Origin of the sequence: Flavobacterium sp. 90 (assembly GCF_004339525.1) — a bacterium.
In the GTDB taxonomy this organism is placed as follows: domain Bacteria; phylum Bacteroidota; class Bacteroidia; order Flavobacteriales; family Flavobacteriaceae; genus Flavobacterium.
Genome location: NZ_SMGE01000001.1, coordinates 1,754,664 through 1,769,782 on the forward strand (window position 1 = coordinate 1,754,664; position 15,119 = coordinate 1,769,782).

Annotated in this window: 14 protein-coding genes; 8 read left to right on the plus strand and 6 right to left on the minus strand. The window is 32.4% G+C overall.

Features of this window, described 5'->3' with window-relative positions; genetic code table 11:
- Window position 1 precedes the first annotated feature (1 nt).
- Both C8C83_RS06990 and C8C83_RS06995 read right to left on the minus strand, forming a co-directional pair.
- Window positions 2–1,261 carry an MFS transporter gene (locus C8C83_RS06990; RefSeq protein WP_121327325.1) on the minus strand — a complete coding sequence of 420 codons (1,260 nt, stop codon included), beginning with the start codon at window positions 1,259–1,261 and terminating at the stop codon, window positions 2–4.
- A 139-nt stretch (window positions 1,262–1,400) separates the two neighbouring features.
- Window positions 1,401–4,013 (minus strand): glycoside hydrolase family 2 TIM barrel-domain containing protein, encoded by a 2,613-nt coding sequence (locus C8C83_RS06995; RefSeq protein WP_121327326.1) that lies wholly within the window; start codon window positions 4,011–4,013, stop codon window positions 1,401–1,403.
- Window positions 4,014–4,390: 377 nt separating this feature from the next.
- Between C8C83_RS06995 and C8C83_RS07000 the strand changes: the two genes are divergently transcribed.
- Window positions 4,391–5,554 carry a XylR family transcriptional regulator gene (locus tag C8C83_RS07000; protein ID WP_121327328.1) on the plus strand — a complete coding sequence of 388 codons (1,164 nt, stop codon included), beginning with the start codon at window positions 4,391–4,393 and terminating at the stop codon, window positions 5,552–5,554.
- Window positions 5,555–5,584: 30 nt separating this feature from the next.
- Here the strand turns inward: C8C83_RS07000 and C8C83_RS07005 are convergent, their stop codons facing one another.
- Entirely contained in the window at window positions 5,585–6,529 is a 945-nt protein-coding gene (locus C8C83_RS07005) for a tetratricopeptide repeat protein (protein ID WP_121327330.1), read from the minus strand.
- A 52-nt stretch (window positions 6,530–6,581) separates the two neighbouring features.
- A complete protein-coding gene (locus tag C8C83_RS07010; RefSeq protein ID WP_121327332.1) occupies window positions 6,582–7,058 on the minus strand; it encodes a TspO/MBR family protein in 477 nt (158 codons plus the stop codon).
- 155 nt (window positions 7,059–7,213) lie between these two features.
- Between C8C83_RS07010 and C8C83_RS07015 the strand changes: the two genes are divergently transcribed.
- The 5 genes from C8C83_RS07015 (at window position 7,214) to C8C83_RS07035 (ending at window position 12,360) form a co-directional block, all read left to right on the plus strand.
- On the plus strand, window positions 7,214–8,314 hold the full coding sequence (locus tag C8C83_RS07015) for a diphosphomevalonate decarboxylase (protein ID WP_121327334.1): 1,101 nt from the start codon (window positions 7,214–7,216) through the stop codon (window positions 8,312–8,314).
- A gap of 177 nt (window positions 8,315–8,491) precedes the next feature.
- On the plus strand, window positions 8,492–9,430 hold the full coding sequence (locus C8C83_RS07020) for a mevalonate kinase (RefSeq protein WP_121327336.1): 939 nt from the start codon (window positions 8,492–8,494) through the stop codon (window positions 9,428–9,430).
- A 75-nt stretch (window positions 9,431–9,505) separates the two neighbouring features.
- Window positions 9,506–10,096, plus strand: a complete 591-nt coding sequence (locus tag C8C83_RS07025) for a DUF502 domain-containing protein (protein ID WP_121327338.1) — start codon at window positions 9,506–9,508, stop codon at window positions 10,094–10,096.
- Between the two features lie 64 nt (window positions 10,097–10,160).
- On the plus strand, window positions 10,161–11,117 hold the full coding sequence (locus tag C8C83_RS07030) for a geranylgeranylglycerol-phosphate geranylgeranyltransferase (RefSeq protein ID WP_121327340.1): 957 nt from the start codon (window positions 10,161–10,163) through the stop codon (window positions 11,115–11,117).
- Between the two features lie 334 nt (window positions 11,118–11,451).
- Window positions 11,452–12,360, plus strand: coding sequence for a pseudouridine synthase (locus C8C83_RS07035; RefSeq protein WP_121327342.1), 909 nt, complete (start codon window positions 11,452–11,454; stop codon window positions 12,358–12,360).
- A 65-nt stretch (window positions 12,361–12,425) separates the two neighbouring features.
- Here the strand turns inward: C8C83_RS07035 and C8C83_RS07040 are convergent, their stop codons facing one another.
- Window positions 12,426–13,028, minus strand: a complete 603-nt coding sequence (locus tag C8C83_RS07040; RefSeq protein WP_121327344.1) for a DUF937 domain-containing protein — start codon at window positions 13,026–13,028, stop codon at window positions 12,426–12,428.
- 271 nt (window positions 13,029–13,299) lie between these two features.
- Window positions 13,300–13,800, minus strand: coding sequence for a DUF456 domain-containing protein (locus C8C83_RS07045; RefSeq protein ID WP_121327346.1), 501 nt, complete (start codon window positions 13,798–13,800; stop codon window positions 13,300–13,302).
- A gap of 108 nt (window positions 13,801–13,908) precedes the next feature.
- Here C8C83_RS07045 and C8C83_RS07050 point away from each other — a divergent pair, with 108 nt between their 5' ends.
- Window positions 13,909–14,232 carry a hypothetical protein gene (locus tag C8C83_RS07050; protein ID WP_121327348.1) on the plus strand — a complete coding sequence of 108 codons (324 nt, stop codon included), beginning with the start codon at window positions 13,909–13,911 and terminating at the stop codon, window positions 14,230–14,232.
- Window positions 14,233–14,281: 49 nt separating this feature from the next.
- Window positions 14,282–14,767 (plus strand): hypothetical protein, encoded by a 486-nt coding sequence (locus tag C8C83_RS07055; protein ID WP_121329983.1) that lies wholly within the window; start codon window positions 14,282–14,284, stop codon window positions 14,765–14,767.
- Window positions 14,768–15,119: the final 352 nt, after the last annotated feature.

Genomic DNA, 15,119 nt, shown 5'->3' on the forward strand with positions numbered 1-15,119 from the left:
ATTATTGATTTTCTTTTGTTTTCTTTAAATTTATTGTGGCATTATTGACTAACGGTTTAGCCCAAAAACCAATGCTTAAGATGTATCCAAGAGTGATATACAAAGTCGTCATGGCGTATTTAAGCCCAATTATATCGCCCAGTTTACCAATGATTAATGACATTACTGCTCCGCCAACAATTCCGGTACATAAGATTCCTGAGAAAGCGCCATGATTGGTTTTAAGAGAGTTTAAAGCCAATGAAAAAACGACAGACCACATTACCGAAAGGGCAAAACCGGAAAGTGGAAATGCATAAAGTGAAATTTTGGCTGAGCCAAATAATGCCAGCGTAAGACATATAATTGCTCCGGCGGCAAATAAAATAAGCACTTTACGGCTGTCCAGAAATTTCAATAAAACCAAACCCAGAAGACATCCGGCAGTCAAAAGTCCCCAGAAATAAGCGACAGCTTCCGCACCAACTGTTTGCGGCGAATAACCATGATAATCACTTAGAAATTTTGACATCCAATTGGCAATTCCTTGCTCCGTTCCTACATATGCAAAAGTTCCGAAGAAAAATAAAAGCACGGTTTTATTTCGAAGTAAATCTTTGTAAACGCTCCAGGTTCCGGCTTTTTCAGTTTCTTCTAATTCAAATTTTGGAAACTTAAAAAGCAAAATAATCAGAACCATCGCAAGTGCAGTTATGGCAAAAATCCAATATAAGGAAACCCAATTCAGATTTGCGGGAACCAGTTTTGACAAGATTTCCAAAAACTCATTTGAATTTGTTTGGTCATGTTTGATGTTGGTAACCAAATAACTATAAACCAACGGACTTAAAAAAGAAGCTAATCCAAAGAATAATTGTGCCATTACAGAATTGAACGCAAAATGTTCTTCTCCGCCCGAAACTCTCAATAACGGATTAATCGCAACTTGCAAAGCTGCCATTCCAATCCCAATTAAAAACAAAGAAACCAGCGCCATAGAATAGTATGGAAACAACCCGAATAATAGTGAACCTAATGCGGATATCAGAAATGAAAATGCCATTACTTTTTTCTCTCTGTATTTCTCAAGCAAAACTCCCGCTGAGGTTGACATTACACCATAAGCCGCAAAAAACGAGAACGGAAGAAAACCAACCATACCAAGCGATAAATGGTAACTATTGATAATATCCGGAATTAAAGGTCCCATAATGTTAGTCAAAAAAGAAATAACAAAAAAGGTCAGAAACACCAATCCCACTGTTAATTTACTCGTTTTCATTTGTTTGTTTATTGATTAAAAATTTAGATTTGGACATGAGTTTTCCTCTTGAAGAAGAAATATTTTTTTTTGTAATCTCTAATTCGTGTAATTTCTAATAGCACTAATTCGGCTATTTATGTAAATGATCCTGATGTTTTTATTCTACATTCCAGCCTTTGTATTTAAAAACAGGTTTTTCGCCTTTTAGAGCAGCAACCGGAAAAGTAACCTTGATTGTTCTGCTTTCTTTTGGCACTAATGAGATATAATTGTCGTCCCATAAAACCGGAACTATTGATTTTCCTGAAACACTTCCCACAATGTTCAACTCAATTAAAAACGCGATAGCATCTGATGGATTTTTGAGTTTTATGGTAACCTCATATTTATCGTTTTCTTTTTTAATGGTATGTTGCGCCTCAATTTTTACTTTAGGCAATTTGTCTAAATCCTTGAAATCAGCGTGTTCCATTAATGGCGTATGGATCCAATCTGATTTTTTAAAATCAAATACATCTTTTTTAGTCGACAACCAATAAAAATTGTCTGCGATAGATTTTCCTTTTTCGTCTAATAAATTCATTTTCAGAAAATATATTTTCGAATATGCTTTATCATCTGGCAAATCAAAAGCTTTAACCGAAGCATTTCCGTCGGCAGAAACCGTTTCTTCTTTTTCGAAAATTACTTTCCCATTAAAATCATAAATTTTCAATTGTGCTTTTAGATTTTTAGTTTTCTCCGGATTTAGATTGCTTACATAAACGGCGTTATCTCCATAATTGTAAGCAATATTTACAGGACGCGCGCCTAATCTTGCACCATAAAAAGCTGCATTTGGTAATAAATTATAATCCCAGAATTGCCAGATTAATTTTGGCCAAGGCGAGTTAAACATCCATTGAACGATTCCTGTAGTGTTGCTTCTGTTTATAGCAAAAGCCTCATACATGGAACGCATAGATTCTAAATTTGACGCCTGACTTTTAAAAGTAAAATCTTCAACATTATTCTGAATTCCGTATCTATTATTGAACGCACTTGTGTAACGATCAAGCGTTTGAAATTCATTTCGCCCACAATGAAAATCCCAAGTAGAGTTTATTGGCCATAATTTATCTTCGGGAATCATACTTTTTACCACTTCAAGCGAAGGAACTTGCGGGCCAGGACCTGTTTCTGTATTAAATCCAAAAGCTCCGCCATTTTCTGTATCCAAAAACCAATAATTTGGAGAAACATATTCATAAGGACCATTCATTTTCACTCCGGTTTTTCCGGAAATAGAACTATTCATTCCTTTGCAAGACATTAAAAGCGGTCTTGAAGGATCAACTTCTTCAAAAAGAACATTATATTTTGCTTCTAATTCCGGACGCGGTAATTTGTCACTTCCCATAACCCAGACAAAAATACTCGGGTGATTTCTTAGCCAATTCACGTGATCGCGCATATAATTTATAATAAGATCCATGTCTTCCGGAGTTTTAATCGACATGAAATCATCTTCCGGTTTGTCCAGATAACCTTTCCATTCCCATTGGCAACTCCATCCTACCATCATCAAAAGTCCCATTTCATCCGCCATTTCATAGATTCTCTCGCTATTTCCCCAAAAGCCTTCCATCCTAACCGTATTCATGTTAGTTTGTTTTACATATTCTAATTGCGCTTTTACTTTTTCTTCGGTATCATTCAGGAACATTCCGTCGACCCAACCGCCGCCTTTAATTAGAACTTCAACACCATTTAATTTATAACCTCTATATCCTTTTGCAGTCAAATAATCCTCGACTTCACGGATCCCGAAATTTGTAGATTTTGAAAACGAAACTTTATTATTGGTTTCAATAGACATTGTTAGATTATACAAATTAGGTTTTCCCAATTCATACGTCCACCACAAACGAGGATTCTTGATTTTTAACTGTTTAAATTCCGAAGAATTGAAAACAATCACTCTTTTTTCTAAAGGCTGAAGTTTAATTTTCTTTTCGAAAGTGATGTTTTCGATTTTTCCTTTTACAACTGTTTCTATTACTTCATTTGTATTGTTTACCGCTTCTGCAGAAATTTCTAAATCGGCATTTTTAAAACCTTTTTTATCAATTTTTGAAGTCACAAAGATGCTATTCAGACTCGTTTTATCCGAAATTTTAAGTTTCACAGGTCTCCAAAGTCCCAATTCGCGATCCGGAGCCATTGGCGCCCAATCCACAAAACCAATAGAAGGTTCGTGTGTTTTTTGATTAAAAACTTCAACAGCCAAAACATTCTTTCCCTTTTTTACCTGTTTTGAAATGTTTAAATCAAATATTCTAAATCCGCCAAACAAACTATCTGCAGAAGCTATTTGTTTACCATTTAACCAAACATTTGCACGATAATTAATTCCTTCAAATATCAATTCTGTGTTTTTTGAAGCATCTTCAATAACAAATTCATTTCTATACCACCACGGAACTCTAAATCTTGTCGTATCAACTTTACTGATATTCTCTCCCATAAAAATATCCGAATACTCATTATTAGCAATTAAAGACGCCATTACAGTCGCCGGAACGGAAGTTTTATACCATTTTGAAATATCAAAATTTGCCTGAGAAATTTTATCTCCCGTAGTATTTATTTTTGCCGATGATTCAATATTCCATCCTTCTTTTAGTTGTTGCTCAAATTTTACATTTTGAGCACTTACACTAATTAAACTGCACATAAGCCATAAAAGGAATGAAATCATTGTACCATTAGGATAATTTATATTCTTCATAATTGTTCTTTTAATCTAATCGAAAGATTAATGTATTGGTTAACAAAATTTAAGTTTTAAAAACTTCTGGTTATCTAATAAAATTCATCATTTTTTTACTACAAAACTTCAAATGGTATATTTTACCAAAAGCAGTAAAAAAAAATTAAATACTTTATAAAAAAGTTAAAAAAATTAATAATTAAAACGTTTTTATGTTTTTTTATTAAAAACCACAAAACAAAAGTAGACTTGTATTTTAATTGATAATGGTATATTTGCGATAATTAATCTTCATTTTGCGAATATTTACAATTCTAAAATTCGAAGTGTATTATGAGTTGCTTCCTGATTTTATTTTAATGTAAAGCGCTAAATTCCAATTAATATCTAATAAAATGACACCCAAAGTATTGCTGTTAGTTAACTTTTCTGAAGAATATGGACGAGGTCTTTTAAACGGAATTGCGAAGTATTCCCGACTATTTGGACCGTTTAACTTTTGCAGAATTCCAATTGTAAGCGGAAATAAAAAGGAATTAAAAAATGCCATTTCGTGGGCAAAAACCTGGGGCGCAAATGGAATAATAGCCCAAATTGAAAATGAACAAGTATTCGAGAAACTACTTTCGTTAGACATTCCAATTATTGCGCAAGATACAAACGAGCGTTTTATTGGAATTCCGAATATTACCGGACTTTATAAAGAAACGGGACAAATGGCGGCTTCTTATTTTATCGAAAAAGGATTTAAAAACTTTGGCTTTTATGGTTTTGATAATATTGTCTGGTCGCGCGAAAGATGTGAAGGCTTTTGCAAAAAAGTAGAAGAATTCAATTTCAACGTTCATATTTACCAACATCAAAAAGAAGAAACCCCGCCGTTGTGGAGTTACAAAGAATCGCAATTGGCGGATTGGCTCAAGGCTTTACCAAAACCCATCGCGATTATGACTTGCGACGACAATCAGGGACAACATGTTACCGAAGCTTGCAAAGCAATTGGCATTAATGTTCCCGAACAAGTTTCTGTACTTGGCGTCGACAACGATTTGAGTATTTGCAATCTCTCCGATCCTCCTTTATCGAGCATTTCCTTAAATACCGAAAAAGCCGGTTTTGAAACTGCACAGCTTCTTAGTAAAATGATGGCTAATAAAGATGGTATTTATAACGATATTCATGTAGAACATTTGCAAATAATCACTAGAAGATCAACTGATTTTCTGGCTGTAAATGACAAAGAAATAAGCAAAGCGCTCCATTTTATCTATTACAATTATAAGGAAAGAATATCTGTAGACGACGTTGTTAATGCAACGGCATTATCGAGAAGAGTTTTAGAAAAAAGATTTCAATTGGTTTTAAAAAGAAGTATTCTTGACGAAATAAATACGCTCCGAATCAAACAAGTAAAACAGCTTTTAATAGAAACAGAATTATCAATTACCGAGATTTCAGATCTTTGCGGATATACTGATATTAAAAATCTTTCGAGATATTTCAGTCGTCATGAAGGCGTTAATCCTTTGGAATTTAGAAAACTGAAACAGCCAAAATGATTTGAAAAACGAATAATTTAAGATACTGTTTTAGCCTTTTTTAATTTTCGAAAAAGAACAATACAATAGATCAATAAACTCAGGAAAAGAAGAGACAACAATCAAACTAATTACAACAGCATCGATTTGATAACCTTCTAATCGAAATGAACCGCCTTTTTCCATTTCAAGTTCTTCAGCTTTACTCGCATAATAGTGCATCCAACTTTCATAACAAAGTATTGTTCTTTTGTTTATCAATTCCTCTTGAAATCCATATTTCTTTGAAAGTTCATAGATTTGAGAAGCTGACAAATAATCTTTATTTATTATTGCAATATTCCCTAATTCAAAAAGTAATATTGAAATAACTTTATCTTTAGGTTTTATAAAAGTGATACGCTCGTTTAATTGATAATACAACGCTTTCTCTAAATCTTCTAACGCTTTCTTAGATAGTTTTGTTTTGGGAACTGCTTCTAAACCAAAACTCTCATTTATAAAAAACTGTCCAGTAACATTTTCAATCTTTTTAACTTTTGTCTCCAATATCTTTAAATGCAGCCATTCAGATCCTTTATGAGATTCTGGATTTAATTGAATCGATTTTTTAATCCATTCGTACGCTTTTTTATTTTCTCCCATTAACTCATACAGCGTTCCAAGATTTGAAGCAGTAGAATATCGGTTAGGTTTTATTTTTTCAATCTCTAAATATAACTTTAAAGCTTCTTGATATTTCTTTTGAAGTATTAAAAGATATCCTTTATCAGACAAATAATCTATATCATTCGTTTTTTTATATAATTTATCAAGCTCAGTTATTATTTTAGGAAAGTCTTCAGTAAAAAATTCATGACCATGCGGAACAATTCCTTCATAATCAACATAAACCTGAACTCCATTTTTCAAAACCTTAGTATCTCCATTTAAGCAAGCAAAACCCTTAAACGAAATTAAAACCAACACAATAACAAAAGCTCTGAATTTATTCATAAAGTAAAACGTATCGATTAAACATGAAACAAAAAAACATGAAACAAAAACTCTATCTATTCAACCACCAAATACTAGCGTTCAAAATTCCTGCAAAAGCAACCCAAGCCATATAAGGAATCAATAAATATCCGGCAATTTTATTGATTTTGGTGAATTTATAATACGTTTCATAAATGAAAAGCCATAAAAGTGCAATTTCTACTAATGCCAACATCGGGTTTTTTAATCCGAAGAAAATATAAGACCAAATCGCATTCAAAGTCAGCTGAATCAGGAAGAAACCTAACGCTTTTTTTACCTCTTCGTTTTGTTCTTTTATTTTATCCCAAACTAATCCTGCTGCAACTGCCATAAAAATATAAAGCAAAGTCCAAACCGGCATAAAAATCCAATTTGGCGGATTAAAACTTGGTTTTATTATTGTTGGATACCACGTTTCAACACTTGGTCTTGTTACAACACTTGCTGAATATCCTACCATTAAACAAATTACGAGAGCGATTGCGATTTTTACTGTCTTGTTCATCTTCCTACTTATTTTTTTTCAAAAATAGTTAAAAATAGAGGTTAAACCATATAAGTGATATAAGTTCATTTTAGTCTAAGCAAAACTTATATTTTCTGCTATTACTTATATGGTGAAATATTTTAAAAACTATCTTTGCCAAAATTTTATAATTCATGTTTACAGCAACTGATTTTATTCCTAAAAAATATACTTCGACCATCGAAAACGGAAATTTTGAGTGGAGCGCTCCCAGCAATATTGCATTAGTGAAATATTGGGGAAAAAAAGACAATCAAATTCCTGCAAATCCTTCGGTGAGTTTTACACTAAATAATTGCAAAACGATTACTAAATTAGGTTTTGAAAAAAGGAGCGCTTCGACTTCGCTCAGCGTGACAAATGGCTTTTCGTTCGATTTATTATTTGAAGGAAAACCGAAAGAAGATTTCAAACCAAAAATTCAGAAGTTTTTAGAACGAATTGAAGTTTATCTACCTTTTTTGAAAGAATATCATTTTACAATTGATACTCAAAATACGTTTCCACACAGTTCCGGAATTGCTTCTTCGGCTTCAGGAATGGCTGCTTTGGCAATGAATTTTATGAGTTTAGAAAAGTTGTTGAATCCCGAAATGACAGAGGAATACTTTTATCAAAAGTCATCATTTTTAGCACGTTTAGGTTCTGGAAGCGCTTGCAGAAGTGTAAAAGGAAGCGTCGTTGCTTGGGGAAATCAAGCTAATATTGAAGGAAGTTCTGATTTATACGGAGTTGAATTTCCGTATGCTATTCATGAGAATTTCAAGAATTATCAAGATACAATTTTACTAGTTGATAAAGGCGAAAAACAAGTTTCAAGTACGGTTGGACACGATTTAATGCACAATCATCCGTATGCCGAAAGACGTTTTGCTCAGGCACATGAAAATCTGGATCAGTTAATTGCTATTTTCGAAAGCGGAAATTTAGATGAATTCATTAAAGTTGTAGAAAGCGAAGCCTTGACTTTGCACGCTATGATGATGACGTCTATGCCGTATTTTATTTTGATGAAACCAAATACTTTACAGATCATAAATGCCATTTGGAAATTCAGAAATGAAACCCAAATTCCGGTTTGTTTTACGCTTGATGCCGGAGCAAATGTTCACGTTTTATATCCCGAAAACGTTAGCGACAAAGTACTTCAATTTATTCAGGACGAATTAGTTGTATTTTGTCAGAATGGTCAGTACATTTGCGACCAAATTGGAGACGGTTCAATTGCATTGTAATTTTCCGTATCTTTAATTAAAATTTTGATTATGGACATTCAATTAGAAAAACTTGAAGTAGCAAAATTGATTATGGAATGCAATAACCCCGTAATTTTAAGAAAAGTTCGAGAGATTCTGGAAAAGGGATTAAATAAATAATCTTCTACATAAAATAAAGAAAGACATAAAATAAACATGAAAGGACCATTATTTTACTCAAAAATATTACTCTTTGGAGAATACGGAATTATTCGTGACTCTAAAGGACTTTCTATTCCTTATAATTTTTACAATGGTGCATTGAAGAAAATCGAAGATCCTTCGGCAGAAGCAATAGCATCAAATGCAAGTTTAAAACGTTTTGCATCTTACCTTGAAACGTTACAAACCGAACAACCTGAATTGGTTGCTTTTGATTTGGTAACTTTAAAAAACGATGTTGAAACCGGAATGTATTTTGACTCAAGTATTCCGCAAGGTTATGGAGTTGGTAGTAGTGGCGCTCTTGTTGCGGCTATTTACGACAAATATGCTACACATAAAATAACGGTTTTAGAGAATTTAACTCGCGAAAAACTGTTACAACTTAAAAATATATTTTCTCAAATGGAGAGTTTTTTCCACGGAAAAAGTTCTGGTTTAGATCCTTTAAACAGTTATTTGAGTATTCCGATTCTAATTAATTCTAAAGATAATATTGAAGCAACCGGAATTCCGACTCAAAGTTTTGACGGAAAAGGTGCTGTCTTTTTATTAGATTCAGGAATTGTGGGCGAAACGGCTCCAATGGTAAACATTTTTATGGAAAACCTAAAAGACAAAGGTTTCCGTACGATGCTTAAAAACCAATTTGTAAAATATACTGACGCTTGTGTAGAAAACTTTTTGCATGGCGATATGAAATCTTTGTTCACTAATACTAAAAAGCTTTCAAAAGTCGTTTTAAACAATTTCAAACCAATGATTCCGGAACAATTTCACGGAATCTGGCAAAACGGAATTGACACAAACGATTATTACCTAAAACTTTGTGGTTCTGGCGGAGGTGGTTATATCTTAGGCTTTACCGAAGATTTAGAGCGCGCAAAAGCATCTTTGAAAGATTATAAATTAGAAGTAGTTTATCAATTTTAAGTTTCAATATTCCTAAAAAGATCCTTATTTGAATACATTTCCCTAAAAAAATTAACCCTAAAAAAGCTATTGAATATGAAGAGTATTTTACAGATTATTAAGGCAACTTTTTTAGGAGGAATTTTATTTTTAGCACCATTAATTCTGCTTTTAGTTCTTTTGGAAAAAGGCTTTAGCATAATTCAAAAAATTACAAATCCTATTATCAATCACTTTCCGAAAGTAAAGATTTTAGGATTAGCAATTGAAGAAGTTGTTGCCATCGTTATTATACTTTTTATTTGTTTTACGGCTGGTTTAATTGCCAGAACGGTATATGCTCAAAAATTAATACAACGATTAGAAGATGGGATTTTGAGCTTTGTTCCTGGTTATTCTTTCATGAAAAGCATGAACGAAAGCATAATGGGTTTTGAATCTAATCAGGATTTAAAAGTAATTTTGGTTCCAACAGATGCAGGTTGGCAATTTGCTTTTCTTATAGAACAAATCAACGAAAATAACTTTTCGGTTTTTGTTCCTGATGCTCCAAATCCGTGGAGCGGTTCTGTAGTTTTTGTAGAGAAAAAAGACATTAAAGAAGTCGATATGACTCAAAAACAAGCTTTGGCGTGTATCCGAAAATTAGGCTTTGGTGCTAAAGAGCTACTAAAAAATAAACTTTGATCTTAAGGTTCCTTCAACAAAAAATCTTAAATTACAACTCAATCCAAAAAATTTAAATTAAAAAATGTTAAGCAGACAGCACAAACTTTTAATGATGAAAATTGTCAGTTTGTTCTCTGTGGTAAGAGGCTATAACATTCCGATTATTGTCTTAGCACAATATTTATCGGCAATTTTTATATTGGCTCCTGAAAAAAGAGCACTTGACATTTTACTTGATTTCAATTTATTTCTGATTGTTTTTGCTTCGGCAATTACGATTGCTTCCGGATATATTATTAATAATTTTTATGACAGTCAGAAAGATTTAATTAATCGTCCTAACAAATCAATGCTGGACAGATTGGTGAGTCAGAAAACAAAATTATCCGTTTATTTTACGCTTAATTTTATCGCAGTTTTAATGGCTTTGATCGTTTCATGGCGTGCTTTTTTGTTCTTTTCAGGATATATTTTTCTGATTTGGTTTTACTCTCACAAAATAAAAAAATATCCGATTGTTGGCAATCTAACGGCAGCATTTATGGCTGTTTTGCCTTTTTTTGCTATTCTGTTATATTTCTACAATAAGATCTCGTTTGAAGAAATTGAAGATCACATGAGTCATTTTGCCGTTATTTCGGCGCATGCAGTTTTCTTGTTTTTATTATTACTAATTCGGGAAATGATTAAAGATTTAGAAAACTTAAAAGGAGATCTGGCAAATGATTACAGAACAATTCCGATACTTTATAACGAAACGGTTTCTAAACAAATTATTACGGTTCTAACGTTTTTAACGGTGATTCCGGTTTATGTTCTCATCGATATTTATGATGTGGGATATATGGATATTTACTTTTATGTCTGTTTTATTGTTCTCTTGTTTTTCTTGCTTTATTTATGGAAATCAAATTCTAAAGAACAATTTTTAATGCTTCATAATGTGCTTAAATTTCTGATTGTTTCGGGAGTTTTTTGCATCGTTTTGATTAATCCGAGTGTTTTATGGCATGGGAAGAATTTGCTTTTACAGACCTAGATTATATAAAAAGATGGCACGCAGATGACGCGGATTTAGGCGGATTTATACCGATTTTTCATTTTTAACTTCGTGGCCTTTCTCTATACTATAATTTTCTTTCAAAATGTTTAAAAGAATCCAAATGTTTGAAAATAGCCCCGATTGAAGTGGAAATCCTTTTATTTTTTCTTTAAAAAATAAAAGATTGAAGCGAAAAGCGGGAATTTATGCCTGAAAAAAAGCCAATTATGATGCTTCTATAACTTCAAAAAAATAAAGCTATTAATCTAAGAACAATGAACTTAGGATTATTTAGCAAGAATAAACTATCTTTGCACAAATTACAGAATTTATGAACAATAAGGAAGGCAATAATAAAAGAGGCGGATCTAGACCAAGTAGCTCTAGGCCAAACTCTAACAAGCCAAAACCTCCTATGGCGAAGCGCGCTCAAGGGCCGAAAAAAGTGAAACCTGCTGTTAAGGCTGCTGAAGAAGAAAAGGCAGAAAAAATCAAAAAACAGAATCAGGCTCCAAAAAGACAAAAAGCTGCAGACGAAATTCGTTTGAACAAATATATCTCTAACTCTGGTGTTTGTTCACGTCGTGATGCCGATATATACATTCAGTCTGGAAACGTAAAAGTAAATGGCGTTCCGGTAACTGAAATGGGTTATTTAGTAAAATTAAACGATGTTGTAAACTTTGATGGTGTTGTTTTGACTCCTGAAAAGAAAGAATACATCTTGTTGAACAAACCAAAAAACTTTACAACTGCCCTTGACGAAGGTCAGGAATACCGTAACGTTCTGGAATTGGTTCGTGGTTCTACAACGGCAAAAATTGCTCCGATTGGTAGAATGGACAAAAACACAACTGGTTTATTATTGTTTACTAACGATACTGATATGATTCGTAAATTTACTTTACCAAGTCAAAAATCGTCTAAAATCTATCAGGTTTCATTAGATAAAAACTTGAAGTTTGAAGATTTAGAAAAAATCAGTAAAGGTTTAGTTCTTGACGGACACCGCGTGTTTGTTGAAGAAATTAGCTATATTGAAAAAGAAGCAAAAAGCGAAGTAGGTCTTAAATTACGTTCGTCGAATGTAAAAGTAGTTCGTGCAATTTTCGAAAACTTTGACTACGATGTTTTACGTATTGACCGTGTATCATTTGCTGGTTTAACCAAAAAGAATTTACCTAGAGGTAACTGGCGCTTTTTGACAGATCAAGAAATCATCAATTTGAAGAACGTTTAAGAAACGCTTCAAATTTGAATTCAATATAAATCCTGTTTTACTTTTGTAAGATGGGATTTTTTTATTTAGAAACTGAAAAAGTTATGTCCGAATAAAGTAAAAATTGATCTTCCGATGGATTGGTTTTTATCTTCGACTGTTTCAAAACAAGAGAAACCTAAGATGATTTTGATTCCGGGATGGATGCTGTTTAAAATATCTCTTTTTTGCTCTTCAAGCAATAATTTTAAACTGTCTAGTAGTTGAATATTGTTCTTTAAGTAAGAAACGACTAATAATGCTGAGAAGTTAAGGATTTCTCTTGCCGTTTCGCTTTTGATTCCGACTTCGTTTGAAATCATTTCAGAAATTCTGCCTTTTTTATTGGTGAAAATTTCTTTTAGTATTGCGTTTCCTTCTAATCTGTAACAGTCGTCGACTGATAAAATTCTTCCAGAGGTAAAATCGACTTCCTGATAAAATGTAGAATCTTCTTTTATTAGTGAGATAATTTCTTTGTAAAAGCCCGACTCCTCCGCCCTATTATACAAACCCATTAAAATTGTTCCTATTGAAACATCAATTCCTTTGATTAAAAGTGCATCATTTTCAAAATAAAATTTGTTCAATTTTGAGACAACATTAGAAGAAATAAAACGTCTAAGTTCAATTTGTAGGTTTGGAGTCATAAATTTACTATTTAAATTAGTTCAAAATAATCGATAAAGTGAGGCTTTTTATCGTTTATCAGGATAAAAATATAAAATATTTTAACATTTCCAAAAAAGAAGTTAAAATAATAAATGCGAATTTAACAATTGTTAAACACAAAAATCTTGAATAACCAGCAAACATAACCCCTTAGTTATCAAAACAAACAAAAAAGTTTTTTTTGAAATTTTTAATTGTTTTAATAAAAATTAAAAAAGATAAGAAAAAGCTTAAATGTATGTTACACAATTAAAATAATAATGTTCGATATTTCCATGTTATGTTCAGAAAAATACCCAGAAAAATGATGCAGAAAAGAAAATTAATAAAACTAGAAGCCAAAAAACCAAGCAATGATCCCGTTGCAGCTTTTAATGCCCGACGATGATTTTTTGAATCGTAAATTAACTCTCCGACAAATGCCCCAACAAAAGGACCGATAATAACTCCAAAAGGAATTGGAGCCAGAATACCAACTATCAAACCAATATTGGTTCCCCAAATTCCGTAAGAACTTCCGCCAAACTTTTTGGTTCCTTTAGCCGGAATTACATAATCCAGAACGGTAATAATAATGGTTATTAAAAGTGTAATCCCCAAAACCCAATAATTGTTTTCTACCGCTTTTGTCAAATACAATAGTAGTAAACCTACCCAACAACTGGATAAACCAGGTAAAACTGGAAGAAAACTACCAAAAACACCAACAATCATACATATAAAACCGAGCAAGAGCAAGAGTGAATCCATATTTATTTTGTAATTTTGCACTTACAAATCTTTTAGTAAAACTAATAAATGCGTTGTTTTTTTAAACTTATATTGTTTATACTTCTGATCTTCTCAATCAGCAATACAATGCATGCACAATCTAAAAAACTTTCGATTGACGATCAATTGTTGCAAGACAGTATTTATAAAAGTAATAAGAAAAAAGTATTAAACTTCTCCATGAAAGAATTTGATACTCTTTTCTTTGAATATTTTACGCATAAAAATGATCCAAATGTCGTTTTAACAAAACCGGAGTTTTATAACTACACCGTTCAAATTGCTACTTTTTCTGACCGACTTGCTAAATTGTATCCTGAGCAAAAGGAAGTTGCAGCAAAAAATAAAGAACAGTGGCTTTCAGAAAGCTATGAAGAATATTTGCAATTCAAAGCTTCTCAAAAAAAATAATCGTATTTTTATACCAAGTAATTATTTCATCCAATTCAAATTCATAATCTTGAAGCAGTTTTTCATTCTTTTAGTTTTTTTAGCCCTCCAATCTTGTCAATATATTGATAAGCAGGTTCCGTCTGAAAAAGATTTACTTCAAAAAGAACTAAAGACAATCAACTGGAAAGAAGTTGATGAATTTCCATCTGTTGCCAATTGTGAAAAAATCGCAGACAAAAAACAACGTCAGCAATGTTTTTTTCAGGTAATGGCACAACTTATTCAAGAGAAATTAGATATTGATACGCTTTCAATAATGTATCCTGAACTTGATACAATTGAGGTAAAAGTGACTGTTTTTCCGAATGCTACAATGAAATTCGAGCCACAATTTCGTAAAGATTCTGTTGCTTATGATACCATCAAAATCGACAGTGTTTTGCGTGCTCGTTTAGTCGATTTCCCAAAAGTAAATCCTGCACTTAAACGCGGACTTCCGGTAAAAACTCAATTTATTTTGCCTGTTATTCTTAAAGCAAAAGGCAAAGAATAATTTTTTCTCTTCACCATATAAGTGATTTAAGTTCATTTAATTCAAACCGTTCATTTGTTTTTATTATTTTCATTCTGAGCGAAGTCGAAGAATTTGGAGCTATTTCCTGCTGTTCCTTCCAATCTTTTATGCCGAACCCCGGCACAAAAGGATTTTCCCTACCATCAGGGCTAGGGCTTTAGGTTTCATTAGAAGATACATTTTTTATTGCACGCAGATTTTACGGATTTAAGCAGATTTTCACAGATATTTTTTCTCATTTTATGTCATACAAAGAATAAAAATCCGCATAAATCCGTGTTTTCGCAAAGCGAATCCGCGTCATCCGCGTTCCATTTTATCGTTCCTAAAA